Raw genomic sequence first — 26502 nt, forward strand, 5'->3', positions numbered from 1 at the left:
TATTTATTTTTTAATTATATAATTTCTTATCAGAGATTCAATTATACAAATATATTATATCAAATCTTTAAAACCTCTCAATATATTAAGACCAGTATTTCCGCTTTTCTCTGGGTGAAACTGTATGCCGTAAACATTGTCATTTTTTACAACAGCGGGTATTCTCACATCATATTCGCTGTCAGCTATTATACTATCATCACAGTATTTGCCGTAATATGAATGCACAAAATATACATACTCCATATTATTAATATATTTAAATATTTTATCATCTTTTTTTATATTAAGATTATTCCAGCCCATATGAGGTACTTTCAAATCTTTATTTTTCAAATCTTTATCTATAGGACAAATACTTCCATTAATAAGACTAAGACCATTATATTCGCCATATTCATAACTTTTATCAAAAAACATCTGCATACCTAAACATATGCCTAAAATTAATTTTCCTTTTTTAGCCTCTTCCATTATGGTATGCTTTAATATTCCGCCATTCTTTTTCTCAAGTTTATCTATTGCATCTCTAAAAGCTCCTACTCCTGGAAGTATAATTGCATCCGCATTTTTTATTATATTTTCATCATCTGTAAGTTTATTATCTATATCTGTATAATTAAGAGATGACATAAGTGAAAATAAATTACCTACTCCATAATCTATTATAGCTACCATAATATAAATATTATCCTAATTTTTAAAAATATTTTTTATTATACTGAAAATTTTTAAGTTTGTCAATTTTTTATTCTTTTTCAGATTACAAAATAATCAAAAAATTGTTGGTAAGAAATAGACTAAATTATATAAATAAGTTATCGAATTTACTATAATATATAGTATTTCAAAGAAGTCATGAAGTACATATAATTTTCGCAGATATGAATATGAGGTACTTTATAAACCGAAGATTTATTATAAAAAGTGAAGAATTTAAAACTGAATAATAATGAAAAATTGTTTCAATATATAGATAACACATATAAGAAAATAATTATTATAATAAAAACGGTACAAACTTTTTATGATTTGCACCGTTTATTTATTATAGCTATTTATACATTTGCATTATGATATCTTTTTGAAAGGCAGCTCTAACATCTCTTCGCTTGTTCCTGAAGATAAATATAATATACCTCCTGCCAATACATCTGTATAACTATTAAAATGTATCATAAATGTAGAACCTCTACTAGCAATAAAAGAAAATTCAAGTCCTGTAAAATTAGGAGAAGAAATATTAATTTTACTGCCTTCAGGAATGTATTGAAGACCATTAGAAAATATTAAACTAATAAGATTTCCTTGATTATCCAATTCAAATTCTACTCTAATATCATAACTATTATTCATTGTAGCAATAGCTTCATATTTTCCAATTCTTTGAGAAATTGTTAGTTTATTACCTCCGCTTGGATTAGTTGAATTGTTACTGCAGCTTAATAAAAGAAAAGAAGCAGTAATTAAAATCATAATTTTCTTATATTTGTTCATTTTACTCTCCATAAATTAATTTATTGTTTATTAAATATTGTGCCAAGTCCTGTTTGGCTTACAAAGTATAATTGAGTTTTTCCTACTTTATCAAAAGATATAAAATTATAATCACCTAAAATATCATACGTGTCAATTTCAGTATTTGATTTCTGAGTATTAAGTGTTACAAATGCAGGCTGTATTGTACTAACAGCATTATCAAATGTATATATAAGACCTCCTTCAGCGGTAACTTCTATACTATTATTTCCGTTTACATACTTACCAACATAGGCAGATATTCCGCTGTCTGTATTAATATATCCTTCCTTGCATAAAATTGCTTTGGTTGCAGTTGACCATGCATTCAAATGAAGAAAATTTCCATCAAATATCATAGTTATTAATCTATTTTCAAGTGTATCGGGATTAATATAATGAAAATTATAAATATCGGCAGAATTCTCTGTTATATCTACAGGCGATATATTAAGAGTTCTAACTCCCAATCCATCTCCATTATCATATACTATAGTTAGAGAACTATCACTATTAATTGTTACAGTATTATAGTTCCCTTCTATATTTTGACTTATGTAATTTCCTGCAAATTGAGCAAGATCAGAAATTACAGGATTAGTTGTTGATGATCCATTATTACAGCTGACAGTGATAATACTTATTACAGACAGACAAATAATAAATATTTTTTTCATTTTAAGCTCCTTTTTTATTTTACTAGATTATAATTTATCATTAAATATATTTTTGTCAACATTATTTGATTAATAATCAAATAATATGACCGCAAACTATATTTTTACAGTGCTAAATATTATATATTATAGTAAAATACATTTTACATAATCAATTTTTTAAATTATACTTGAATTATTTGATTTTATTAATTTTTTTTAAATATAATTACTAAAAATTTATATGTTAAAATATAGTTAAAAATAGTAAAGTAACCAATAAAACCTTTTTAATTCTGAAGAGGTTAACTAATTAACAAGACTTCCTACATCTGTAAAATATCATGCAATGAGCCAAGCTATAATTTAAATCAATATTAACAATTATATTAAAATAGTTTTAAAAAAAGGCTAATATTAATTATTGCATTATACTGTTTTTATAGTAAAATATTTTTCATTGTTTGAGGATTATCAATAATGAAAAAAACAAATACAAAAAATAGTGAAATAGATAATAACAATTTTGATGAATATTTTGAAGAAAGTATAAAAGATAATATAATATTCTTTCCTATAAGACACCATTCTCCAGCATGCTCATATCATTTAAAAAGGATTTTTGAAAGTTTTAAACCAGATGCGGTACTTATAGAGGGACCAAGTGATTGTAATGATCTGATGAAGTATATGATTGAAGAAGATACTAAAGCACCATTTTGTATTTATTCAAGCTATATTGATAAAGACAATCAAAAGTACAGATGTTATTATCCTTTTTTGGACTATTCTCCAGAGTTTACCGCTATAAGAGAGGCTTTAAAAAATAATATACACTGCAGCTTTATAGATATGCCTTACGCTTTTATGATTGAAAATTCAGAAGAAAATCCTAATTTAGAAAATGAAGATTCAAAAGATTTAGATGATGGAGAAATTGATACTGATATAAAAAGAAAGAAATTAATATCCGTTTATGATAATGATGATAATAGATTTAATGTTAATGCATATACAGTAGAACTTACAAAAAAGGCAGGGCTTAGAAGTTTTGCAGAGCTTTGGGAGAGAGACTTCGAAATAAATGGTATATACAAAGAAAGCAGAGCCTTTATAAGAAGTGTTTATGCTTTGGGATATTATATGCGTCTTATAGAAGATGAAGACTTTGAAACTAGAAACAGAGAATATGTAATGGCTAAAAATGTTAAAGAGGCATTGGGTAAATATAAAAAAGTTTTGGTAGTTACTGGAAGTTTTCACACAAAAGGTATAATTGATAAATTAAAAGAAGATGAAAAAAATAATAAAAATCTGGATAAAGAATATAAACACTTAAATAAATATATAGTTTCAAACACAGCAAGCTATTTAATACCATATTCATTTGAAGATGCCGATTCCAGAAGAGGCTACAGAGCAGGTATAGAGTTTCCTGCATTTTATAATTTTGTATATAAAGAACTTGAAAATTATAGCAGTAATAATAATATAGGCGATATATATTTAAATGTTGTAATATCATTCATAATAAAAGCAGCCAATATAGACAGATACAATCATAATGTAACTATACCAGACTGTATCAATGCTTATTATATGGCGGTTAATCTAGCCAAATTAAGAGGCAAAGTATCAGCAGGGGTATACGAACTTATAGACGCTGCTAAAAGTGCATTTGTAAAAGGAGATATATCTTTAGAAAATACAAGCAATCTTGATTTAATGATGAAACTTCTTTCTGGAATATCTAATGGACAGGTATCTTCAAAAAGTATAGTTCCTCCTGTTATAATAGATTTTAGAAATAAATGCAGAGAATATAAAATAAAAATAGATAAAACTGAAGAGATAGAATCAACTCTTGATATTGTAAAAGATAAAAAACATTTTGAAAAAAGTAAATTCTTTCATAAGATGCAGTTTTTAGATGTAGGTTTCTGCAAATTGATAAGAGGTCCAGACTATGTTAATAAAGTTAATAAGAACTTAGCACGAGAAATTTGGAAATATGAATATAAAACTATAGTTGAATCTTCTTTAATAGACAAATCAGTATATGGTGTTACAATAGAAGAATTAGCTTCAAATTTAATAACCGAAAGACTTGATTCTAATATAGATGCTAAAGAAGTGTCAAAACTTTTAATAGAAGCCGATGTTATGGGAATATACAATTTCTTTACAGACAATTATCAGAAAATAGAAGGGGCTATACTAAGAGATAATAATTTCATAAATCTATGCGAATGTTTAAATAATTTGTCATACTTAGCAAACATAGAAGCCATTAATGATAATATATCAAAGGAGAGAGAATTATTATTTGATAACTATGATATAATACCAATAATAGAAGATTTGGCAAAACAGGTATTTGTACTTGCTGTTTCTAATATGGACGAAATAAAAAAACTAAATGAAGAAGAGGCTTTAAAATGCTCTCTTTATATAAAGAATCTATATTCATTTATTTTAGAAAATACTAATTGGTGTGATATAGATTTATTTAATGATAAAATAGATTCTATGCTTGATAATACATTCGGAAGCTCACATATATATGCAGTATGTTTGGCTGTAAAATATAAATCTGGAAGACTTGAAGCATATGAGTTTTCAAATATAGTATCTAATTTTTTAGAATATTGCGAAAGCGAAACATCTGCCTATTTTTTAAATGGTATATTACTTGCTGCAAGAGATATTTTATTTATCAATGATAGTATTATAAAGAGTATAGACAACACTATAAAAAATATAGATGAAGAAAAGTTCATTGAAATACTGCCTAATTTTAGGTATGCATTTACCAATTTAAGCCCAACAGAAATAGAACGGCTTTCAGATATTATTGCTGTCATGTATGGAGTAAAAAAAGAAGAAGTGTTAATTGATATTAATATAGATATATCAGAGATACAAAAAGCCATTGATATAGATAATAAAGTTTATAATTTATTAAAAGAGACTTTATAATAAAAAATAAAATAATAAACAATATTTTATTTTATAAACGAACTACCGAAAATTATAAAATTAGTTATAATAACAACGTATAAAAAATATTTATGGAAAAAATATGGTAAAAAGATTAACACTTGAAAATGGAATTAGAGTTGTACTTGAAAAAATGCCTATACTAGATACTGTGTCAATAGGCTTCACCTTTTTAACAGGCAGTGCCAATGAAAAAAAAGATGAAAACGGATATACTCACTTTATAGAACATATGCTTTTTAAAGGTACTGACACTATGACTTCTAAAGATATTATACGAGGTATAGAAGGGGTGGGCGGTATATTTAATGCATTTACTTCCAGACATCTCACTTCATTTTACATCAATATAATATCTAAATACTTCAGCAGAGCAGTTGATACTTTAGAAAATGTTATACTTAATTCTGCATTCAAAGAAGATGATATTAACAGAGAAAAAAAAGTAGTGATAGAAGAATTAAAAATGTCTAATGATACTCCAGAGGAAATATCTGCTAATCAATTTTTTGCAGCCGCCTATAAAGGTACTTCTATGAGTTTTCCTATAGGAGGAAGTATCAATAATATAAAAAAAATAAACAGAGATAAAATATATTCATACTTTAAAAATCATTTTCATTCTAATAATTTGATTGTTTCTGTGGCTGGTAATTTTGATATTGATTACGTTGTAGATAGACTTTCAAAAATAAAACTTCAAAAACGAAATAAAACTGAAAATGAGGAGCTTCCTTTTTACTATAAAACTATTACAAAAGAAAAGCAGGAACTTCATCAGGTATATTTTTCACTTATAACTCCTTCATATAGTGCTGTAGATAATAAAGAAAGATATGCCATGAATATAGTTAATGATATATTCGGCGGAAGTTCTTATTCTAGGCTATTTCAGGCTATAAGAGAAAATAAAGGTCTTTGCTACAATATATACAGCTATAATTCAAGTTTTATAAACGGCGGAACTTTTGAGATACATGGCTCTACCAGTTTAGATAGATATGAGGAAACTATAGAAAGCATATATTATGAAATAGAAAAACTTATAAGTGAAAGAATATCGGAAGAAGAGCTTGAGGAAGCTAAAGAAAGTTATAAAAGCTCTATGGCGTTTAGCAAACTTAATGCCGAGTTTATTATGAATAAAAATACAAGACATGAAATATATTTATCTAAATATGTTTCATTTAAAGAACTCTACAGTATGATAGATAAAGTTAACTTAAAAATAGTTAATGAAGTTATAGATGAAAAACTTTCAAATAAAAAATTCTTTCTAACTGCTGTAGGAGCTAAAGGAACTAAAGATATAAGCGATACATTAAGTAAAAAATTAAAACTCAATTAATTTGATACTATTTGTTTTATATTTTCTATAAATGTACTCATCTCTTCATCAGTACCTATTGTTACTCTTATATAATTGTTAATAATGTCAGATTTAAAATATCTTACTAATATTCCATTGTCTTTTAATTTCAAATAAATATCCTCAGCAAATACATTTTTATGCGATACAAATAAAAAGTTTGATTTTGAATCAAGTACATTAAAGCCCAAAAGTTTAAGCTCTTTTTTTGTATTTTCTCTTGTTTTAATAATTTTTGAAACGGTATCTTTAAAATACTTTTCATCTTTTATAGCTTCTATACCTGCCAATATTGAAAGCCTGTTGATGGTATACGAATTAAAAGAATACTTTATATTTTTAAGTCCCTGAATAAGATTTTCATTTCCGAAAGCAAAGCCCAAACGCATGCCTGCCAAACATCTTGATTTTGAAAAAGTCTGCACTACAAGCAGATTATCGTATTTATCTATTAATGATGCTGCACTCTCATCAGAAGCAAAATCAATATAAGCCTCATCTATTATTACGATATTATCTTTATTACTTTTTACAATCTCTTCTATTTGAGGAAGTGTTAAATATATTCCAGTAGGAGCATTAGGATTGGCTATAAATATTCCAGAATCCAAATTTTTATAATCATTAATATCTATAGTAAAATCATCTTTAAGCGGTATTTTTTTTCTTTCAAATCAAAAAGACTTGAATATACAGAATAGAAACTGTATGTGATATTAGGATAATAAATTTTATCTCCTCTATCAAAGAAAGCCATAAATGAAAAAGCAAGTATTTCATCTGAGCCGTTTCCTATAAATATATTATCTTCTTTTATATTATATCTCTTTGCTATCTCTTTTTTTAATTCATAGACTTTAGGGTCTGGATAAAGTCTTAAATCATCAAAATTACTTCCAGATATAGCTTCTTTAACAAAAGGAGAAGGAGGGTATGGAGATTCATTCGTATTTAATTTTATATATTTTTTGTCTCTAGGCTGCTCTCCCGGAGTATAAGGTTCTATCGAATTAGCTTTGCTGCTTAAAAATTTATTCATAAATTAAATCCTTTTATTCATTACAGTATTATTATATACAATATTCTATTTATAACAATAATATTTTATTATTATTTTTTTTAGTATTAAATTTTTTTAATAAAAAAGGACAGAAATTCTTTCTGTCCTTTTATTATATTTTTATATGATAAAATTTTTAATTACCATTTAAGTACAAACTCAGTATAAATCTCACCATCTTTAATGGATTTAGTTATCTCCATAGAAGATCTTATATGAGTAATAGATTCAAGTAAAAGTGTAGCCCAAGAAAGTACAGCAAGTTCAATAACTTCAGGGTCATCATTAAAATTAGTAAGATGTACTACAAGAAGTTTTCTTCTAGCTTTAATAATCTCTATCTGTGCAGGGTCAAACAAGTCAGGGAATATACGTTCAGCAGCATATGTTAAAGCTATATGTTTAGGTATAAAAAATAATAAAGGTCTTATATGTTTAGGGATAATCTGATTAAAGTGATATTCTGAAATATCTTTAATACCAGTATTAGCTCCAGAATAGAAGAGATCGCATACCAATTTATAAGGCTTATGGAAAGAAGTCATATACGGATACCATTCTTTGCTTGATATATCATTTTTAAATATTAGAGAAGATGAAGGCTCCATAGCAGTTACCCATTTTTGATATCCTTCTTCTCCGAATTTTGTTTTAACAAATTCTTTTAATATTATCAGAGTAATACCTCTAACTCTTTGAGTAGTAGTATCTTTTTTAGATTTAATATCTTTAATTTTATATTTAGATATTTCCCCTTCAAGTTCTGATAGAAGTCTGTTATTATCAGAGGCAAATTTATTCATTGTGTTTGCAGAAGCAGAAAGATTATTAGAACTTTCAGAAATACTTTCAACACTGCCATGAATAGAATCAGATATATTTTTTAATTTATTCATAGTTTTTGAAGTAGCAAGAGAAATATTATTAAGTGCTTCAAGATTAGTTTTTATCGTACTTAATTTATCTGCCATATCAATATACTGTGTTTTAATATGTTCACTGGATTCGGATATTTTAGTAATAGAAGTTACTATTTCATTAATAGCTTTTAACTGTTCAACAGAAGATGTATGAACTGTACCCATTATCTCAGTAACTTCCTGTACATCTCTAGTAAGAACATCAAACTGCTCTGTAGATTCTGTTAAATCATTAGTAGTTATTATTATTTTATCTTCTATATTTTGAAGTACTTTATTAGCATTATCAGCCTGTTCATTTGAAACTTCTGACAGCTTACGTATCTCTTCAGCTACAACAGCAAAACCAGAACTATATTTACCTGCATGAGCTGCCTCAATTGCAGCATTCATAGCCAAAAGGTTAGTTTGATGGGCTATATTTCTAATAGAACTTACGAAATTAGAAATAAATCCTAAAGCATTTCTTAAATCCCCTGTAGCCATAGATGTAGCCTGCATCTTCTCTTTACTTTTTATAGAAGCAGCAGACAAATCTTTAGCTTTATTTGTAGCTTTGGAAATAATATTGTCTATACTTTCTATAGTTTTACTCATCTCTTCTACCGCAGCAGCTATTTGTTCTATATTTTCGCCTTCTTCAATAATTTTACTTTGAAGTTCTCTAGTATCTTTTTCTATTGAGTCAATATTATTTGTATTAGCAGATATATATTCCTGCATATTTTGGTTACTGGTTTCTACAATTTCTACCTGATTTAATTCATCATTAACATTATTTTTAATGGTTTCTATGTTATTATTAATACCATATATTATTGATAAGTTATCACTAATTTTTTCAGACAAGGTATCACTTTGCTTTTTAGAAGTTAAAATAGTCTTTTTTACACTAGAAAGCACCGATTGAAGAGAGCTATTTAAAAGAACAACCCATTTTGTCATCTCTCCTATTTCATCTCCGCCTGATATTTTAGGAATATTTACTGTTAAATCTTTATTATCTACAGAATTACCTATAGCATCTGATATTTTAGTAATAGAGCTAAACAATACTTTAATAAAAAATATTATAGCTACTATTGCCATTAAGAATGCTATAATAATAGTATAGAATATAGAATTATTCATATCTTTAATCTGCAAGGTATAATATGAATTAGGTATTAACATTACTATATTCAAAAGTCCAGCTATACTAGTAATATATGATTTATAAGGTTTACCCTCAAATTCTATATCATCTATTATAACATCTCCTGAAGCCAAATTGGAATTAAATATTTCATAATAAGCAGGGTATAGTATATCTACACGAGCATTAATCAAATCATTATTTTTAGAATTAACAATACTGGAATTTTTCTTATCTATGACAATCAAATCAGCACCTTCTATATCTAATATATCCTTAATATTTTGTGTTGAATAATTAAATAACACTCCGACATTTGCCAAACCAATAACTCTATCATTTTCTAAATCTGATATAGTAGAAGCCATATTTAATGTTATGCCAACTCCTGTACTTTCTTTCATCATATAAGGGTTTAATACATGTCTATATAATAATCCTTTGCCTTGAGAATTATAAACATTGGTAAGATTATTCCACATAATTTCATTTGTAATATCTATTTTTGAAAATCTGTTATCAACAGTAGAATATCTATAAATAGTAAAAGGATCATTTCCATTGCCTATAACTGCAGGGTGAAACAAAATACTAATTATCCTGTTAAAATAAAGCTGAGATTCATTTACTGAATCTGATAAAAAATTCTGAAAATAACTATCTCTTTCTATTAAATCATAATCTTTTATATTATCATATCCTATAGAAAGAGTAGCAGCAATTTTAGACGCTTCTTCTCTTGCTGACATTATATTATATTCAAATTCTTTTTCTATTAATCTAAATCTATTCTCTAGACTTCTTTCTGTAATAGCAGAAAAAGTTTCTGTATTTAAAGTATTACTTAAAAAGTTGGTGCTCAATGCTACTAAGGCCATAACTCCAACTATTATCAAAATTATACGAATCTTTATACCCATTGCAAAATGCTCCTGTGCAATTAATATCGGAATTAGCATTATATCTTTTAAAGAATTATTACTATAATATATATTTAAAACAAATAACTGTAAAGCAATATTATAAAAAAAGTATATTAATTTTTCTATAATATTTATTATTTTTGCTTATAAACAGATTTAAAAATTTGTACGTTGTACTTTATTTTATGGCAAATAAAAAAGGCGGCTATCTTATCAAGACACCGCCTTTAATAATTTTATATATTACTTACACACCCATTCTATTTATAACAACATCAAGAAGCTGATCCATAATACTAACTACTCTAGCTGAAGCATTATAACCATGCTGATACATAGCCATTTGAGCAACCTCTTCATCTAAGTTAACACCTGATACTGACTGTCTTAATCTTTCAAGATATTCCATAACAACAGTTTGTTTTTCTGTTTCGGCATTAGCTGTCTCTGTTCTTGAGGCAATTCTAGCAATACTTCCAGTATAAAAATCATTAAATGTGGATTTACTTTCAACCATTATCTCTTTATTTTTCAAATTAGCAATAGCCAATGCATTAGCTCCGTCTCCCAAACCATTCCATTTATCATTAAAGCCATTTCCTGTAGTATCTATACCTTTAGAAGCTGCAATGTAGTTTACATCATTTCTTATAATATCATTAACGGCAATAGCTGAAGCTGGATGTCTGTAAGGAGTAGTAGTAAAGTTTCTGAAATCACCTGCTAATTGGTTTACCTGATCTGTAGCCTGCCAATTATATGCCCCATTAGCTCCAGACTGATTTAATACTCCTGTTATACCAACCAAGAAATCACCTGAATCTTCTATATGTTTAATGAAATATGAAGGCCTCATGTAATCATCAAAAGCTCTGGCTTTAAGTACAAGTCTGTTATTATCATCTAAATAAGCAGATACATTAGCCTCGCTTGAGTTAATTTTATCTATTAAATCGCCTACTTTCATTTGTGCAGTATAATCTATGGCAACATCCGCACCTTCTCTTGATTTATTGCCGAATATTAAAGTTCCGCTGCTTCCTATACTGTCTGTAGGGTCTATAGAATTTATACCGCTTACTTTAAACATTATAGTAGAATCTTCCTGTCCGTCATTATTGGTATCAAAATTACCTATCACTGAAGGAGTAGCTTTTGTCATAGTAAAGAAATCAATACCTGTTTCCTGATTAAGTCCGAAACCGCTTCTGTGAACTTCGTTTACACTGTCAGCCAAATTCATAGCAAATGTATCTATATCATTAATAGCATCTACTGTATCAACATCTCTTAATTCTAATAGAGCCTTTAATTCTCCGCCTTCAAACTGCACCTGAACATGATCTTTCTTCCAATATATATCATACATTCCTTCATTATTAACATTTTTTTCAGCACTCAATTCGCTTACAACATTTCCCTGAATTAAAGCTCTGCCTCCTATATAAACAATAGTTTCATCAGGATCCATAGATTTTATATCAACATTAGCAATAGAAGAAAGTTCATCTATAAGTAAATCTCTTCTGTCAAGTAAATCATTAGGGCTTTGTCCTAGTGCCTGCTGTTTAACTATCTCAACGTTCAAATCTTTAATGGAATTAGATATATCATTTATTCTATTAATTTTACTTTCAACAAGATTGTTCAAATTGTTACGCATATTATTCATTTGATTGAACATCTGATTAATAGAATTATTAACCCTATCGGCCCTTTCTACTAAAACCATTCTCGTGCCTCTTTCTGCAGGATTAGCAGCCATTTCCTGCCAAGAATCCCAGAAAGCATCTAAATCGCTTCTTAAATTGGCATTACCAGGTTCATTATATATAGCCTCTAACTGCTTTAAATAATCAGACTTTGTTTTCCAGTATCCGTCTGTACCTAGTTCCATCATTATTTTTGAATCTATAAACTGATCTCTTATTCTCTCTACTGTAGTAATTTCGGCACCCTGACCTATTTGACCAGCACGCTCTGCTCTATTAAGACTAGGAGCTTCTAAAGGCTTGTCAAAAGTACGCATTACAACTCTCTGTCTGCTGTATCCTTTTGTAGCAACATTATTTATATTATGACCTGTAACTTCTAATGCTGTTTTGAAGTTTTGAAGTGATCTTTTACCTAATTCTATACCGAAAAATGAGCTTGTTGACATTATTATGCTCCTTAAATAAAAATAATTTACTTATCACTAATTACTAGAATTATCGTATTTATAAAAAAATTTATTACATTTTTTTTATTATTCTTGTAGCAAAAGGTAACATAATCAAATAAAAATAAAGGCTTTAGAACTGAATATATAAATACATAATAAAGATTTATGATTTAAATTATGATAGTTTATAATATTCGAATTATATAAAAAATATGCGGGCAAAAACATATAGTTTCCGCCCGCTTTAGAAATTAATTTTATTTATTTACAAAATCATTCTTGTCATATTCATCATCTGTAATCTTATATAGATAATCATCTTTAGTATATTCTCTATCTTCAAATCCTAAATCTGATATCTCCATTTTAGGATAATTGTCCCAATTAGCACCTTCTCTTCTCCACTTAGAAATTTCAGAGGAATAATCAAATGATTCAAGATAGATTCTAATAAGCGTTTTATCTTCAGATAAAGTTATAGCTGTATATGCATCTGCATATTCATTTTCAGTCTCCTGTCTTTTTCTTGAATATATAGCATAGTTATTGGACATACCTATAAAAATTAAATCACCTTGTAGAGTAGGATGATGATAACGGCTTGCTATATCTCCATTATCTTTAAAATACCCGACAGGAAATCCTCTTGAAGATCTTAAAGGTACAATAGCTTTTCCTTTAACTGCCTCCAAAAACTCAGCAGCTTCTTTACTATTTTTATCAACTCCGGGTACTGAAACTTGCCCTGCTTCATTTCTGCCGCATGCTGCTATAAAAATAAAAGAAAAAATAATTAAAAGTTTTTTCATTTTTACCTCCTAATTTTTTTTAATAAAAAACTTTTTTAATATACAATATAATATATAACTTGTCAAATGATTTTGAAACAAGGCTGTATTCCAGTCTAAATTTAATAATTTATATATCATGTAAAATGTTATTTTTATAGTTTATAAATTATTAAATTTACGTATAATTTTTTCAAGTACTTTTGAAATAAGTCTATTCTATATTAACTCTCCATAAGTTTTATATAGTTTTTTATTATATTGTTTTCATTATTATTAAAAATATCATCAATTTTACCGCTTTCCAAAACCTTACCTTCATACATAAATACTGAATTATCCGATATTCTTCTAGCCTGTGCTATATTATGAGTAACTATTATAATTGTATATTTATCTTTAAGACTTAATAATGTATCTTCTATTTTGTTAGAGTTTATAATATCCAAAGAAGAACAAGGCTCATCAAGAAGAAGTATATTAGGTTCTATACTCAAACTTCTTGCTATACAAAGTCTTTGTTTTTGTCCGCCGCTTAATTTTAAAGCTGAAGTATTTAATTTATCTTTTACTTCATCATAAAGATTAGTCATTTTTAAAATAGAAGTTATTTTTTCTGATATATCTTTTTTATTAAATCCGTAATATTTCAAAGCATAACTAATATTTTTATAAATTGTCATAGGAAAAGGAGTAGGCGTTTGAAATACCATTCCTATATTTTTTCTTAATATTTCTATTGGTATATCATTAGTATTTTTATTGTCAAAATAAATATTGCCTTTTATAATGGCATTATCTTCTTCCAGTATTATTTTATTTATAGTTTTTAAAAGAGTACTTTTACCGCATCCGCTTGGACCTATTATAGAAGTGATTTTATTTTTTTCAAAATCTATATTTATATTATTGAGTATATTTTTTTCTCCGTAATATACGTATATATTTTCTAGTTTTAAAATAGCATTATTCATATTTTATACCTATTTTTTAATATCATAATTCTTAAAAATCTTAAAAATACAGCAAAAAAGTTTAATAATAAAACTATAGAAAGAAGTACAAAAGCAGCTGCATAAGCATTTTGCTGTGATATTCCCTGAGTAAGAAGTATATACAAATGATAAGGCAGCACCATAGAAGGTTTGAATATTGAAGAAGCAGTAGGGGCATTTATAACAGCACCAGTAAACATCAAAGGAGCAGCTGCCCCTATTGCAAAAGCATTTGCAAGCATTATTACGGATAAAGCCTTTACTCCTATCTCTTTTGATACTATATGTATAATAGTGTACGATTTACTTATTCCCAAAGCATAAGAGCTATTTATTATATCTTTGTCTAATTCTTTTAATATCTTTTTCATTCTTATTGCTATAAATGGCAGAATCATAATAGACTGAGTTATCGACATTGATAATATAGATTTCCCAAGCCCCAAATATAATACCAGCATCGCATATCCGAATAATCCCAAAACAACAGATGGTATTCCAGCTATACATTGAAAAACTATATCAAAACATGAATTAATATACTTGTTTTTATTATAAAATACTAAATATATAGCCGATGATACTGCAAATACTGATGATATAATAGAAGATATTAAGCAGGTATATAAACTTCCTACTATAGCTGGAAATATACCGCCCTCTTTACCTAAGATAATTCCTTCAGGCTTACCTAGCAAAAAGTCCAAACTTAGAGCATTTCTTCCTTTGTATAATATAAAAATAAATATAAATATGGCCGCAAATATAATTACAGCAAAACTTATTACAGCCCATATCTTTATTAAAGTTTTCATAATTCCAATTTAAGTAAATATTTTTTCAAAAAATGTACAAATATATTTATGATAGATAATGTTATCATAAGTACAGCACCGCTTGCAAATAAAGCACTATAATGCATACTTTTAACTTCTGCCATTCCTATTTCTAATGCAATTAAGGAAGCTATAGTTTCAGCCTTTCCTAATAGTCTTGGAAAAACCAAAGAATTACCTATGACCATCATAACAGCCATAGTTTCTCCTAAAGCTCTTGACACAGCAAGTATAAATCCAACTAAAATAGCATTTTTTGAATTTGGAAGAATGAGCTTTAATACCATATACCATTTATCTACACCAAGTGAAATAGAAACATTATTATATGATTTTTTTAATACAATCATACTTTCTGTAACAGTTGAAATTATAAAAGGAAGTATCATAAAAGAAAGCAGTATACTAGCAGCCAAAACAGATTCTCCAGCCGACATATTAAGTACCCGCTCGAAAAATTTTACTATTATAACTAAACCTATAAAACCATATATAACAGAAGGCACAGCAACTATTAAATCCATTAAAGAAAGCGAAAAGGAACGTACAAAATCATTAGCAATAAATACTAAAAATATACTAAATCCTATCCCTATAAATAAACTTATCAATGTTGAAAGCATAGCAGTATATATTGTAGCAAGTATAATGTAGAATATACCATAACTTTCAGAAACTCCAAATGCCAAAGGACGCCATACTTTTCCAAATACAAAATTATATATTCCTATATGTTTTAATATTGGAATACTTTCTTTTACTATAAAAAATATAATAAAAGCCAAAACAATAATACATAAAAAAGATACTATTGTTATAAATAAAGAAAAAATAGCTTCTTTAATATAAGCATTGTTATTTTTTATAGTATTAAAGTATTCCAACATAAGATATATATATATTGCTATTTTAATTTATTCTACAGGTATATATCCGTTTTCTTCTACTACTTGTTTTCCTATATCACTAAATACATAATTAACAAATGCATTTTCACTTTCAGAAAGTTCTGAATTTTTAATAAACATTAATGGTCTTTGTATTTTATACTGTCCGTTTAATATATTTTCTTTAGTAGGTTCTACTCCATCAACTTTGAAAGCAAATAGATTATCTTTATTTTGATTATAAACGCCATAAGAAGCATAACCTATAGCATTTTCATTTTCTACTATTTTTGTTCCTAATGCTCCCATAGAAGGCGATTGTATAGCATTAGGAGATATTTGAGTTTCTCCCATTATAGATTCTTGGAAAACTTCATAAGCACCGCCGCTTAAATCTCTGATTATTACTACTATTTCTTTCTGAGGCAAAGAAGCATCTACATCACTCCAGTATTTATATTCTCCTGAAAATATTTTTCTAATAGTGTCTGAATCCAAATTATCTTTAATCTGTACTATAGGGTTTTTAGCATTAACTGATACAGTAAGAGCATCGGAAGCTACTAAAAACTCTTTATAATTTGTCATTTGAGTTTTTTCGCTATCTCTTATTTTTCTTGCAAGCATACCAAAACTTGCTGTATTATCTAATATACTTTTTACTCCAGCTCCAGAACCTGCTGATGATACATATATAGATATTTTTTCATTAGGCAAATTAGAAGATACTTTATCCCAAGTAACATATTCTTCCATAAACTTTGTTCCTATAGAAGCCATTACTGGAGCTAAAGAAGATGAACCGTCAAAAGATATTTCTGCTTTAAAATTGGTATTAGATGATGCTGTTTTTGAGGTATTATCTGTTTTGTTGGAATTGCAGCTAAAAATTAAAGCTACAATAGATAAAAAAAGTATAATCTTTTTCATTTTTAGAATCCTTTAATATTTGTAATAATAAAATATAATTTAACATTAAAAAAGATAAAGTCAATAAATTAAACATTATAAAAACTTAAAATAATAAAAAAGGATAGCATTAAAAGCTATCCCAACGATAATTTTATTCAAAAATATATAGATGTTTTACCAAATCATTAAAGTAGAACCCCAAGTAAAACCGCCACCAAATCCTGTAAGAAGAACCAAATCATTATCTTTAATTTTATTATTTTCCAAAGCATCAGTTAAAGCTAATCCTATACTTGCAGAAGAGCAGTTTCCAAATTTATTTAATACAACACTTACTTTCTCCATAGGAAGACCTATTCTTTTGGCAACAGCCTGCATAATTCTTAAATTGGCTTGGTGCGGAACAAAGAAACTTACATCAGATAATTGTTTTCCAGTGCTTTCCAAGACTTTATCTATACTGTTAGAAAACTCTGTTACAGCTCTTTTAAAAGTTTCAGAACCAGCCATATATATTTTAAACTCTGGAGCATCTACATCCTCTCTTATAGGGCATACACTTCCTCCGTTTAACACTATGCTCATATCAGGTTCACTTTGCATATGCATTCCAAGAATACCTCTTCCATCATCTCTTGTTGTTATTAATGAAGCAGTAGCAGCATCACCGAATAATATGGCAGTACCTCTGTCCTTCCAATTAATATCTTTAGTTAATTTTTCAGAAGAAACTATAAGAACATTTTTGCATTGACCGCTTTCTATTAAAGCAACTGCAGTATTTAATGAATATATATATCCAGAACATGCAGCTGATAAATCTAAAGCAAAGCAATGTTTAAGACCTAAAGCATTTTGAAGCTGACCTGCCATAGAAGGAAATATATAATCTTTTGTTACAGTAGGAACTAAAATTGCATCAACTTTGTTTAAATCTACACCTTTTTTTTCTAAGTTTTTAACTGCATTGAAGCCCATTTCAAATATGGTTTCATCAGCTCTTGCCATATGTCTTGTTTCTATACCAGTACGTGTTATTATCCATTCATTATTGGTATCTAATATACTTTCAAAATATTTATTATCTAATATTCTTTCAGGCACATAATATGCTATATTCTTTATATATGCTCTTTTCATTTGACGCTCCATTAAATATAGTTAAAGATGGAATTTTTATTTTATCATTTTAGTATAAAATATCAAAAAAACTATAGTTAATAGTAACTATTTTGTTTAAAATGATGAATTATAATGACCTATAATAGTGAATTTTAATATATATTATTTCTGTCAACTGATTCACTTTATATAGAATGATCAATTTTTTACTGTAGCTTTACCAAAGTTTTTATTCTTTGGATACGCTTAACAAAAAACTCAATTACTGCTACTTTATATGCTAACAATTTGTATTAAAAGTATTGTAATATTTAAAATTTAGCACAAAAATGCAGTTTTTAACCTGCATACAGCCACAGAGAGGTGTAGCTACCAAAGGCGTACATATGCGGCATACAACGCTACTTCATTAGTTTGTAAAAAAACTGTGGTTTAGCAAGACTGTGAAACTACACAAATATACAAATTAAAAAAGTAATTTTTTGAAAAACTGTATTTATTTGGCTATAAACAATATAAATTAATTATTCCTCATCTGTTATATTATCTTCATCTTCTACATCTGATTGGGTACTGCTTATATAATCTCTGTTTAGGAAAAATAATGATATTATTATTTTGAAATAAATGTCAAATATATAAAGCACTATCATAGCAATAAAATATGAAAGAAGATTCTCTCTACTGTTTATAGGCGATGAGAGAAAAGTTATTGAAAAAACATTTTGAAAGAAAAATATAAATAGTAATATAAATAATGTTTTAAAAAATTTAGGTTTTACAAGATAATATGAATATCTCAAAGCATTTATTCCCCAAGTATGCCTTAAAGCACAAATATTTTTTATAAATACAAAAAATACAATTAAAGCTATACCTGGTACTACAAAAAATGTAAGACCTAAAAATACTAATACAAAATATATAAACGATGTAAATAAAGCAGGAAATATAAATCTAAAACTTTTAACTATAGACCAAGCAGCAGTTTTTACTCTTTTATAAATTAATCTCTCTACCAATAAAGATACTGATATCACAGAAAGTACATCTAAAAACCAAGAGAGAAAAATATTTACATAAAATCCTATGCTTACTTCAGTTTTAAATAGATAAATTAAATCTTCAAATGTTTTTACCTCTGATGCTTGAAAAATTTTTTACAGGAAAGTATATGCTTGTTAATATTATAGGAAGAGAGCATATTAAAGATATTATAAAAAAATTTTTAAAGTTGGCAGTAAATAGAGAAAAAGAAACAGTAAATAAATCTAAAGTTTCAAACTCTCTTTCTTCCAGTCGTTTTCTTAATGATGCCATAAAATTCCTTATTTATTATAATCGTATATAATTAGTTATTATTTGAGATGTGTAAGTTTTTCATGTTGTATTTTAACCTATAGCAGTTAAAATTACAAATTTTAATATAATTTTATTAATAATACTAAATAAAAAGACTAGACCTTTAATTAAAAGCCTAGCCTTGAATTAACTATATTTTAAATATTATCTTGCATTAATAGCATCTATTATTTCAGCACATTTCATGTACATTCTAGGTATATGGAAAGGTCCTTTATACATATTTCCTTTTAAGTCTGTAGATATTCTTCCATCTCTATGAAGATATCCGAACCATTCACCATATTCTGTATCTATAAATTTTTTAGTGTATTCTTTTACCATATCATGTTTTTCTAAATACTTGTCATCTTTAGTAAAGTAATAACAATATAAAGCAGCAATAGCAGCTTCAGTCTGAGGCCACCAGAATTTCATGTCATGATGATATTCGCTTTTAGGCTTTCCAAGTACGTCCATATATTGAATAATACCGCCGTACTCTTTATCCCAGCCCCATTCCCACATCCAGTCAAATATTTTTAGTCCTAGGGCTTTTAATTTTTCATCATGTCCTCTTTCTATAGATTCTCTTAATATAAACCAAGATGATTCTATAGCATGTCCAGGGTTTAGTAGTCTTCCTTCAAAGTGATCTTGCAAAGTGCCGTCTGGATTGCATTGTTCTAATACCGCCTTTTTCTCTTCATATAAAAATAATTGTATATTAGATAAAAGATTATCTATATATTTGTTATAATAATCTTTATTTTCAGAATCGGCTTTTCTTAATTCCTGAACAGTGGCAAGCATTATCATAGGAGGTCCGAAAGCTATAGTAGGTCTGTTTACAGGGTTTACTTTAGGTATTAATAGACCTTCTTTTTGGTACCTGTCTATATTATCAAGTATTTCTCTAGCCTTTTTAGCATAGCTCTTATCACCGCTTGCTCTTGAATATGCTGCCATAGCTATAAGACAAAATGTTTCTGAATAGTAGTATCTTAATCTTTTTATGATAGGTTTACCATCTTCAGTTACTCTAAAAAACATTCTTCCGTCGCCTTCTTTATCAAAACAGTATTTTTCCAAAAAGTCTATTCCTAGTTTTGCCGCTTCTAAATATTCATCTTTCTTTTCAAAATCAGCATAAAGAGTAGATAATACCCAAGCAAATCTTCCCTGAAACCATACAGATTTATCACTTTCTATAAGGTTTCCTTTTCTGTCTAAAGCAGTATAGTATCCTCCATGCTTTTTATCAAGACCGTTTTTAAGCCAAAATGGTATAACATTTTCTTTAAGCATATGAAGATACTCGTTTTTTACTTCGTTTAAATTGCTCATAAAAATTCCTTAAAATCAAAATAAGATTTTATTAATAAATGATATGTTAATATTAACAGATTGATATTATAAAAGCAATAATAAAAATAAATTTTTATTTATATATTGTGAAGTATTATTGACATTTTTTTATAATAGCATAAAATAAGTTAGAACAATCTAACAATGTATAGAGAGGACATAATGATAACTTTAGAATATATTAATACAAATGAAACTATATATAATTTATGCACTAAATATCCAAAATTAAAAGATGCTTTGTATGATTTAGGATTTGATAAGATAAAAAATCCAATAATGTTTAATACAGTATCAAAGGTTATGACTATGAAGAATGCTTTAAAAATGAAAGATATTAATATTGAAGATATTAAAGATAAACTTAATGAATACGGATTTGCTATTGATTTAAATACTGATGAAAAAAATATAGGTGAAAGAAATGAAGTATTAAAATCTCTTATAGTAAGACTTCATAATGGTGAAAATATAGAAAATATAAAAAAAGAGTTTGAGGATAAATTATTGAAAGTGTCAGCTGAAGAGGTGTATAATGCTATGCATGAGCTTGTAAACAATGGCATGAGTATAGATGAAGCTAAACGCTTTTTTTATATACGTACTTTGCTTTTGAAAGATGCTATGGATAATTCTAATATTACAAATAATTATAATATCATAAATATATTTAAAAGAGAAAATAGATATATAGAAAAATTATTAAATGATATTAGCAGTATTAATATTTTATATAAAGAGTTAAGCTGTCATTACCATAAAAAAGAAAGTATATTATTTGCAGCTTTAAAATCATATGGTAATGATGAGCCTTCAAAGGTAATGACAAGAGTGGACAAAGATATACTTGAGAGCTTAAAATCTATTATAGACAGCGATTTAAATAATGATGATTTAAAAGAAAAATATGAAGAGATAAATGCTAGTATTTTGGACATGATATTTAAAGAAGAGAATATACTTATACCACTTTGTCTAGACACTTTATCTAAAGAAGATTTTGAAAATATGGCAAGTAATCATAATAAATCATAAATAATGTGGAATTGTTTTAAATACTATTCAATAATTAATTTTATGTATACCTAAAAAAATTATATTTTGTTAAAAATAAATTTGTTTATGGATATATAATTATGCTTTTCTTTTATAATAATACACTAATATAGCAGCCAATATTATAATAATCATACCTATTATAGAGTATATATCTGCAATCTCATTAAATAAAAATATGCTGAACAAATATGAAAATATTACTCCAGTATAATTAAATATGCTCACAGCTGAAACAGGAGCCTTTTTATATGCTATTGTTAGAAAGAACTGACCGAACCCTGCAAATATACCTATAAGCAGAAGCATTAATAATTCAAACATATTAGGCATTACAAAACTTTTTATAAAAAATAGAGATAATAGACATGAAAATAAAGAAAAATAAAATATTATTAATGAATTGCTTTCTTTTCCTTTAAGAGAGCCTATTATGGCATATGATATTCCAGCAAACATAGCGGATGATAATGCTACTAAAGCAGGAAAAACATTTGAGTTCATAGCTGGCTTTATAACAAAAATAGAGCCTACTGCTGCAATAATTAAACCAAGCCACTGAACTTTTATTATCTTTTCTTTAATAAGAATAAAAGCAAATAAACTAGACCAAAAAGGAGAAGTTTTTTGAAGTACCGAAGCATCAGCAAGTATCATATTGTTAGCAGCATAAAAATAAGCTATAATACCCAAATATCCAGAGGCACAGCGGCATGCTATTGAAACTATATTTCTCTTATCAGGAAAAAATTTCTCTCTGTCCTTTATCATAACAAAACCGCTTATAAATAATGTAATAAAATTACGTGCAAAAACCTGCTCCATAACAGGTATTCTAGACCCAGAAACTTTTACTGCTATCTCCATAATAGAAAATGATAAAGCAGAAAATATTATTAATAAAGCTCCTATTTTTATATCATTTTTCATAGTTTGTTCTTTATATAATTATTAAAGATTAAAAAAATTTATTAGATGATAATTCACAATGAAAAAAATTACAATATTTGTATTATAAACTTTTTGACATACACACCCTGCTAACATCATCAAATGCAGTTTTCTCATAGAGCAGGCAGATACTTGGTTCTTGACTGTCAAAACCAATGTGATGCACTGCCTACTTAAAAGAACTGGGACAAAATCCTAAAAATATCTAAAATCTATTTTTTACAAAATAGATTTGTTTAGGTATATACTAAAAATTCTTAAGTTTGTCAATTTTTTGTTGTTCTTTTTCCTGCCTTCGCTCTGCGGGCTTCGCCAAAATAACCTTATATCCTCGACAAGCTCGGATACGCTTCGTGAAATTGCAAGTATAAAAATAATACTAAATAGTACTAATTATGTTTTATATTTAGAATAGATTATTAATTTGGTCTGAAATATACCTGCTGTGCCTGCTTCTCGCCGAAGGCGTACTTCGTATGTGGCAATACCGCAGGCACTTCCTACTGTCGCAAAAGAAGTGGGGGGTGGGGGCTAGTCCCCACAAATACTAAAATTTAAAAATTTATTTTTTTGACAAATTATATTTATTTAGGTATATAATAATGCGGGATTTTTTAATATATAAAACTTAAATTAAAAAATCGAGCATATGACAGCTTTAGCTGGCATATAATAATAGCGAGATTTTTTAATATATAAAAGGAGAAGTTATGAGTAAACCAAAAATCGTAGTATTGGACGGAGCTATATTAAATCCGGGTGATATATCTTGGAGTGAGATAGAAAGTATATCCGATTTAAAAGTATATGAGAGAACAGGTTATGATAAAGTAAAAGAAATAGCTTATGATGCTTGGGGAATATTAAACAGCAAGGTTGTTATTGACAGAAAATTAATGCAGTCTTTGCCCAATTTAAAATATATAGGTATGCTTGCAACAGGATATAATACTGTAGATATAGAATCAGCAAAAGAACTTGGAATAACCGTTACAAATGTAAGAGGATACGGACCGCAGTCTGTAGCTCAGCTTGTTATGGCTTTTGTATTATCATTATCATTTAGGATAGTAGAACATAATAATCAAGTACATAATGGAGATTGGGTAAAATGCAAAGATTATTCATTTAGCTCATATCCTTTAATGGAGCTTGAAAATAAAACTATGGGAATATTTGGTTTTGGAGATATAGGAAGAGAGGTTGCTAAAATGGCTTCAGCTATGGGAATGAAAGTTTTAGTATATTCAAGAAGTACAAAAGAAGGTTTCGAAAATGCATCTAGTATAGAAAAGCTTTTTGAGAGGTCAGATTTTTTATCTTTAAATGCACCTTTAAATAAAGAAACTGAAAATTTAATTGATATAAACTTACTTTCAAAAATGAAAAAAACGGCCTTTTTGATAAATACTTCAAGAGGAGGGGTAATAGTAGAAAAAGACTTGGCATATGCTTTAAATAATAATTTGATAGCAGGAGCAGGACTTGATGTACTTGCAAAAGAACCTCCTTCAGCAGATAATCCTTTACTTACAGCCAAAAACTGCTACATTACCCCACACTTCGCAGGCAATACTTTGGAGGCTAGAACAAGACTTATGCATAAAGTTTATAAAAATATAAATGCATTTTTAGAAGGCAATCCTATAAATGTTTTAACAAAATAGATTTTTTATAATTATACTTTTAGCTAGTATATACCTAAAGAAATATAATTATAAGTTTATTTGTATAAGATATTAACAAACGCTATATTAAATCACATATTGAGTTTATAATATTAACTTTCTTTCTCTCTCTTTCACTTAAAGGAGCATATTTAGATTTATACATCAAATCATTTGCAAGAACTATAAACTGATCTTTAAGCATTTCTGCCGCTTCTTTAGGTGTTTTACCAGTAGCTCTTATGGCTAAATCATCATTATTAATAACATAATGATCATCTGCTATTTTTGTAATATATCCTTTTAATGATTTTTTGAAATGGAAATCATCTACATCGCTGAAATTTAATTCTATTTTTTGTCTTTGTGCCATTAATATATACCTGCCTTTTTTGCATAGTCTTCATTGGTTAAACTAAAAGTTTTTTGTGTGAATATTATATCATTAGTATTAAATGCATAAGGAACTCTTCCTTTAAGACCATTAACCCCATTTGATACAGCTTGGTCTATAACAATATAAAGCTCTTCTGCATGAAGTTTCTGATACTTCATAACATCGGCAATAACTATTTCATAAGCAGTCTGCCTAGTAGGAGCCCCAGTATCCCCTATAATATGATAAGAAGAACCATTTAAAGTATCTATCCACAAATAATCACCTGTAATATCATAAATCTCAAAATCTATACTAACCTTTTGTGACCAAAAAGACATAGAAGAGTTTGCATACATTACCCCGTCAGCTTTACCCGAAAGTAATGACAATGTTTCTTCACTTAATCTATTTGTAGCAAGAGTACCAGTTGCTGCCACATAATCAGCTCCTAATATAGAATGATTAGGTAATTTGGCAAACTCTTCATTTCCTATTGCCTCTTGCAAGGTTATAAGTTTAACCATTTCATTTTGAGAATTAAAATTACTTATAAAACTATTTAATACAAAATCTGTATATATTTCTGTATTTAAATATTTCAATTTATCTAAGTATTGATTAGTCATACTTTTTGGAAAAGTAAAAGAAGCTATTGCAATAGTTCTATTTTTTTCAATGATATCATCAACTCTTACATAAGAATATTTTGAAGCACATGATATGCTAATAAATAAAGATATTATTACAAATAAGAAAAATTTAATACTTATTTTAAACATTAATAATGCCCCTATTATTCATCTATTATTTCTACAGCCTCTATATTTTCTGCATTTTTATTTTCTCTATATGCTATTACCTGTTTGATAATAGATCTTACAGCAAAATCACTATCACTTGAAACAAGCAAATTTAAAGATCTGTCAACCCTTCCGTCATCATAATCTTTTAAAGCCTCAACAGCAGCCATTCTTACCCACTTATTTTTACTTGATAAACTTTCAAGTATAGAGTTTAAAAGCTCTTTAGCGTTCATTCTTCCAGCGACTTTTAACCCCTCTATCTGCACCTGCAAATCAGTATCTGAAATAGCTCTTTTTACCCTATCAATAGCTTCAGGATTATTCGCCTCAAGTCTTCCAAGTCCCAAAACAGCCAAACACCTCACATTAAAATCAGGGTCCTCAACACTGGCACGCAAAAAATCACTGTAGGCAATATCGGCCTCTATCTTACCTAAAAGCCAAATAGATTCAGCACGTACCTCCCTTCCTCCATTCTGAGCTGCATTTAATACTTCCAATATAATCTCTTCATCATTAGGATCTTTTGCTAATTTCTTTTCTGCATTATGTATATCCTCAAGCCTTCTTAAAGTAACATCTTTTTCAGAACAAGATATCAAAATAAAAAAAGCATATATAAAAAGTATTATAATTTTCTTCATATTAAAAG

22 protein-coding genes and 1 pseudogene are annotated in these 26502 nt (G+C 27.6%); 5 read left to right on the forward strand and 18 right to left on the reverse strand.

The genetic code is table 11. The features are described 5' to 3' along the window. Nucleotides 1-54: 54 nt before the first annotated feature. The 3 genes from hisH to KQ44_RS10540 form a co-directional block, all read right to left on the reverse strand. The gene (gene hisH, locus KQ44_RS10530) at nucleotides 55-678 is read right to left on the reverse strand and encodes an imidazole glycerol phosphate synthase subunit HisH (RefSeq protein WP_096737361.1); all 624 of its coding nucleotides are present in this window, start codon (nucleotides 676-678) and stop codon (nucleotides 55-57) included. Nucleotides 679-1071: 393 nt separating this feature from the next. Beyond that, a complete protein-coding gene (locus tag KQ44_RS10535) occupies nucleotides 1072-1497 on the reverse strand; it encodes a hypothetical protein (RefSeq protein WP_096737362.1) in 426 nt (141 codons plus the stop codon). 20 nt (nucleotides 1498-1517) lie between these two features. Next, entirely contained in the window at nucleotides 1518-2195 is a 678-nt protein-coding gene (locus tag KQ44_RS10540; protein ID WP_096737363.1) for a hypothetical protein, read from the reverse strand. A gap of 459 nt (nucleotides 2196-2654) precedes the next feature. On the opposite strand from KQ44_RS10540, the gene KQ44_RS10545 reads away from it, so the two are divergent. Both KQ44_RS10545 and KQ44_RS10550 read left to right on the forward strand, forming a co-directional pair. Continuing rightward, nucleotides 2655-5153, forward strand: coding sequence for a DUF5682 family protein (locus KQ44_RS10545; protein ID WP_096737364.1), 2499 nt, complete (start codon nucleotides 2655-2657; stop codon nucleotides 5151-5153). Between the two features lie 103 nt (nucleotides 5154-5256). Then, complete coding sequence (locus KQ44_RS10550; protein WP_096737365.1) at nucleotides 5257-6522, forward strand: pitrilysin family protein; 1266 nt, start codon at nucleotides 5257-5259, stop codon at nucleotides 6520-6522. Here the strand turns inward: KQ44_RS10550 and hisC are convergent. From hisC to KQ44_RS15125, 10 genes and pseudogenes are all read right to left on the reverse strand, one after another. Further along, nucleotides 6519-7582: pseudogene (gene hisC, locus KQ44_RS15610) on the reverse strand (histidinol-phosphate transaminase). The gene KQ44_RS10550 and the pseudogene hisC overlap by 4 nt on opposite strands. Before the next feature lie 161 nt (nucleotides 7583-7743). Further along, the gene (locus KQ44_RS10560; RefSeq protein WP_096737366.1) at nucleotides 7744-10578 is read right to left on the reverse strand and encodes a methyl-accepting chemotaxis protein; all 2835 of its coding nucleotides are present in this window, start codon (nucleotides 10576-10578) and stop codon (nucleotides 7744-7746) included. 250 nt (nucleotides 10579-10828) lie between these two features. After that, a complete protein-coding gene (gene flgK / locus KQ44_RS10565; protein WP_096737367.1) occupies nucleotides 10829-12742 on the reverse strand; it encodes a flagellar hook-associated protein FlgK in 1914 nt (637 codons plus the stop codon). Nucleotides 12743-13002: 260 nt separating this feature from the next. After that, nucleotides 13003-13554, reverse strand: coding sequence for a hypothetical protein (locus KQ44_RS10570; RefSeq protein WP_096737368.1), 552 nt, complete (start codon nucleotides 13552-13554; stop codon nucleotides 13003-13005). A gap of 203 nt (nucleotides 13555-13757) precedes the next feature. Beyond that, nucleotides 13758-14507, reverse strand: coding sequence for a phosphate ABC transporter ATP-binding protein (locus KQ44_RS10575; RefSeq protein WP_096737369.1), 750 nt, complete (start codon nucleotides 14505-14507; stop codon nucleotides 13758-13760). Further along, nucleotides 14504-15343: an ABC transporter permease subunit gene (locus KQ44_RS10580; protein ID WP_096737370.1), complete on the reverse strand. Its 840-nt coding sequence runs from the start codon at nucleotides 15341-15343 to the stop codon at nucleotides 14504-14506. Before KQ44_RS10580 ends, KQ44_RS10575 begins: the two co-directional genes overlap by 4 nt. Next, nucleotides 15340-16251, reverse strand: a complete 912-nt coding sequence (gene pstC, locus KQ44_RS10585) for a phosphate ABC transporter permease subunit PstC (RefSeq protein ID WP_096737371.1) — start codon at nucleotides 16249-16251, stop codon at nucleotides 15340-15342. The genes KQ44_RS10580 and pstC overlap by 4 nt, the downstream gene beginning before the upstream one ends. 27 nt (nucleotides 16252-16278) lie before the next feature. Next, complete coding sequence (locus tag KQ44_RS10590; RefSeq protein ID WP_096737372.1) at nucleotides 16279-17181, reverse strand: phosphate ABC transporter substrate-binding protein; 903 nt, start codon at nucleotides 17179-17181, stop codon at nucleotides 16279-16281. Between the two features lie 156 nt (nucleotides 17182-17337). Then, a complete protein-coding gene (locus tag KQ44_RS10595) occupies nucleotides 17338-18303 on the reverse strand; it encodes a beta-ketoacyl-ACP synthase III (protein ID WP_096737373.1) in 966 nt (321 codons plus the stop codon). 506 nt (nucleotides 18304-18809) lie between these two features. Then, nucleotides 18810-19325, reverse strand: coding sequence for a hypothetical protein (locus KQ44_RS15125; protein ID WP_240516600.1), 516 nt, complete (start codon nucleotides 19323-19325; stop codon nucleotides 18810-18812). Between the two features lie 134 nt (nucleotides 19326-19459). Between KQ44_RS15125 and KQ44_RS15130 the strand changes: the two genes are divergently transcribed. Next, entirely contained in the window at nucleotides 19460-19636 is a 177-nt protein-coding gene (locus KQ44_RS15130) for a hypothetical protein (protein ID WP_240516601.1), read from the forward strand. Between the two features lie 155 nt (nucleotides 19637-19791). Here the strand turns inward: KQ44_RS15130 and KQ44_RS10605 are convergent, their stop codons facing one another. Continuing rightward, entirely contained in the window at nucleotides 19792-20973 is a 1182-nt protein-coding gene (locus tag KQ44_RS10605) for an AGE family epimerase/isomerase (RefSeq protein WP_096737374.1), read from the reverse strand. 183 nt (nucleotides 20974-21156) lie between these two features. Here KQ44_RS10605 and KQ44_RS10610 point away from each other — a divergent pair, with 183 nt between their 5' ends. Beyond that, nucleotides 21157-22029: a DUF438 domain-containing protein gene (locus tag KQ44_RS10610; RefSeq protein WP_096737375.1), complete on the forward strand. Its 873-nt coding sequence runs from the start codon at nucleotides 21157-21159 to the stop codon at nucleotides 22027-22029. Between the two features lie 99 nt (nucleotides 22030-22128). Here KQ44_RS10610 and KQ44_RS10615 read toward each other — a convergent pair whose 3' ends face one another. After that, nucleotides 22129-22980, reverse strand: a complete 852-nt coding sequence (locus tag KQ44_RS10615) for a DMT family transporter (RefSeq protein WP_096737376.1) — start codon at nucleotides 22978-22980, stop codon at nucleotides 22129-22131. A gap of 731 nt (nucleotides 22981-23711) precedes the next feature. Here KQ44_RS10615 and KQ44_RS10620 point away from each other — a divergent pair. Next, nucleotides 23712-24668 carry a D-2-hydroxyacid dehydrogenase gene (locus KQ44_RS10620; RefSeq protein WP_096737377.1) on the forward strand — a complete coding sequence of 319 codons (957 nt, stop codon included), beginning with the start codon at nucleotides 23712-23714 and terminating at the stop codon, nucleotides 24666-24668. 82 nt (nucleotides 24669-24750) lie between these two features. Here the strand turns inward: KQ44_RS10620 and KQ44_RS10625 are convergent, their stop codons facing one another. Genes KQ44_RS10625 through KQ44_RS10635 form a run of 3 tightly spaced genes read right to left on the reverse strand, consistent with a single transcriptional unit; the run spans nucleotide 24751 to nucleotide 26494 of the window. Beyond that, complete coding sequence (locus tag KQ44_RS10625) at nucleotides 24751-25041, reverse strand: hypothetical protein (protein ID WP_096737378.1); 291 nt, start codon at nucleotides 25039-25041, stop codon at nucleotides 24751-24753. Beyond that, nucleotides 25041-25826: a hypothetical protein gene (locus KQ44_RS10630; RefSeq protein ID WP_096737379.1), complete on the reverse strand. Its 786-nt coding sequence runs from the start codon at nucleotides 25824-25826 to the stop codon at nucleotides 25041-25043. The genes KQ44_RS10625 and KQ44_RS10630 overlap by 1 nt, the downstream gene beginning before the upstream one ends. A 14-nt stretch (nucleotides 25827-25840) precedes the next feature. Next, the gene (locus tag KQ44_RS10635; protein ID WP_096737818.1) at nucleotides 25841-26494 is read right to left on the reverse strand and encodes a HEAT repeat domain-containing protein; all 654 of its coding nucleotides are present in this window, start codon (nucleotides 26492-26494) and stop codon (nucleotides 25841-25843) included. Between the last annotated feature and the right edge of the window lie 8 nt (nucleotides 26495-26502).

The sequence above is a fragment of the Brachyspira sp. G79 genome (genome assembly GCF_002379365.1).
Lineage (GTDB): Bacteria > Spirochaetota > Brachyspiria > Brachyspirales > Brachyspiraceae > Brachyspira.

Bases quoted from the DNA above. Each gene is read 5' to 3' on its own strand.
- hisH (WP_096737361.1), bottom strand. From the start codon at position 678: ATGGTAGCTATAATAGATTATGGAGTAGGTAATTTATTTTCACTTATG.
- KQ44_RS10535 (WP_096737362.1), bottom strand. From the start codon at position 1,497: ATGAACAAATATAAGAAAATTATGATTTTAATTACTGCTTCTTTTCTT.
- KQ44_RS10540 (WP_096737363.1), bottom strand. From the start codon at position 2,195: ATGAAAAAAATATTTATTATTTGTCTGTCTGTAATAAGTATTATCACT.
- KQ44_RS10545 (WP_096737364.1), top strand. From the start codon at position 2,655: ATGAAAAAAACAAATACAAAAAATAGTGAAATAGATAATAACAATTTT.
- KQ44_RS10550 (WP_096737365.1), top strand. From the start codon at position 5,257: ATGGTAAAAAGATTAACACTTGAAAATGGAATTAGAGTTGTACTTGAA.
- KQ44_RS10560 (WP_096737366.1), bottom strand. From the start codon at position 10,578: ATGGGTATAAAGATTCGTATAATTTTGATAATAGTTGGAGTTATGGCC.
- flgK (WP_096737367.1), bottom strand. From the start codon at position 12,742: ATGTCAACAAGCTCATTTTTCGGTATAGAATTAGGTAAAAGATCACTT.
- KQ44_RS10570 (WP_096737368.1), bottom strand. From the start codon at position 13,554: ATGAAAAAACTTTTAATTATTTTTTCTTTTATTTTTATAGCAGCATGC.
- KQ44_RS10575 (WP_096737369.1), bottom strand. From the start codon at position 14,507: ATGAATAATGCTATTTTAAAACTAGAAAATATATACGTATATTACGGA.
- KQ44_RS10580 (WP_096737370.1), bottom strand. From the start codon at position 15,343: ATGAAAACTTTAATAAAGATATGGGCTGTAATAAGTTTTGCTGTAATT.
- pstC (WP_096737371.1), bottom strand. From the start codon at position 16,251: ATGTTGGAATACTTTAATACTATAAAAAATAACAATGCTTATATTAAA.
- KQ44_RS10590 (WP_096737372.1), bottom strand. From the start codon at position 17,181: ATGAAAAAGATTATACTTTTTTTATCTATTGTAGCTTTAATTTTTAGC.
- KQ44_RS10595 (WP_096737373.1), bottom strand. From the start codon at position 18,303: ATGAAAAGAGCATATATAAAGAATATAGCATATTATGTGCCTGAAAGA.
- KQ44_RS15130 (WP_240516601.1), top strand. From the start codon at position 19,460: ATGCTTGTTAATATTATAGGAAGAGAGCATATTAAAGATATTATAAAA.
- KQ44_RS10605 (WP_096737374.1), bottom strand. From the start codon at position 20,973: ATGAGCAATTTAAACGAAGTAAAAAACGAGTATCTTCATATGCTTAAA.
- KQ44_RS10610 (WP_096737375.1), top strand. From the start codon at position 21,157: ATGATAACTTTAGAATATATTAATACAAATGAAACTATATATAATTTA.
- KQ44_RS10615 (WP_096737376.1), bottom strand. From the start codon at position 22,980: ATGAAAAATGATATAAAAATAGGAGCTTTATTAATAATATTTTCTGCT.
- KQ44_RS10620 (WP_096737377.1), top strand. From the start codon at position 23,712: ATGAGTAAACCAAAAATCGTAGTATTGGACGGAGCTATATTAAATCCG.
- KQ44_RS10625 (WP_096737378.1), bottom strand. From the start codon at position 25,041: ATGGCACAAAGACAAAAAATAGAATTAAATTTCAGCGATGTAGATGAT.
- KQ44_RS10630 (WP_096737379.1), bottom strand. From the start codon at position 25,826: ATGTTTAAAATAAGTATTAAATTTTTCTTATTTGTAATAATATCTTTA.
- KQ44_RS10635 (WP_096737818.1), bottom strand. From the start codon at position 26,494: ATGAAGAAAATTATAATACTTTTTATATATGCTTTTTTTATTTTGATA.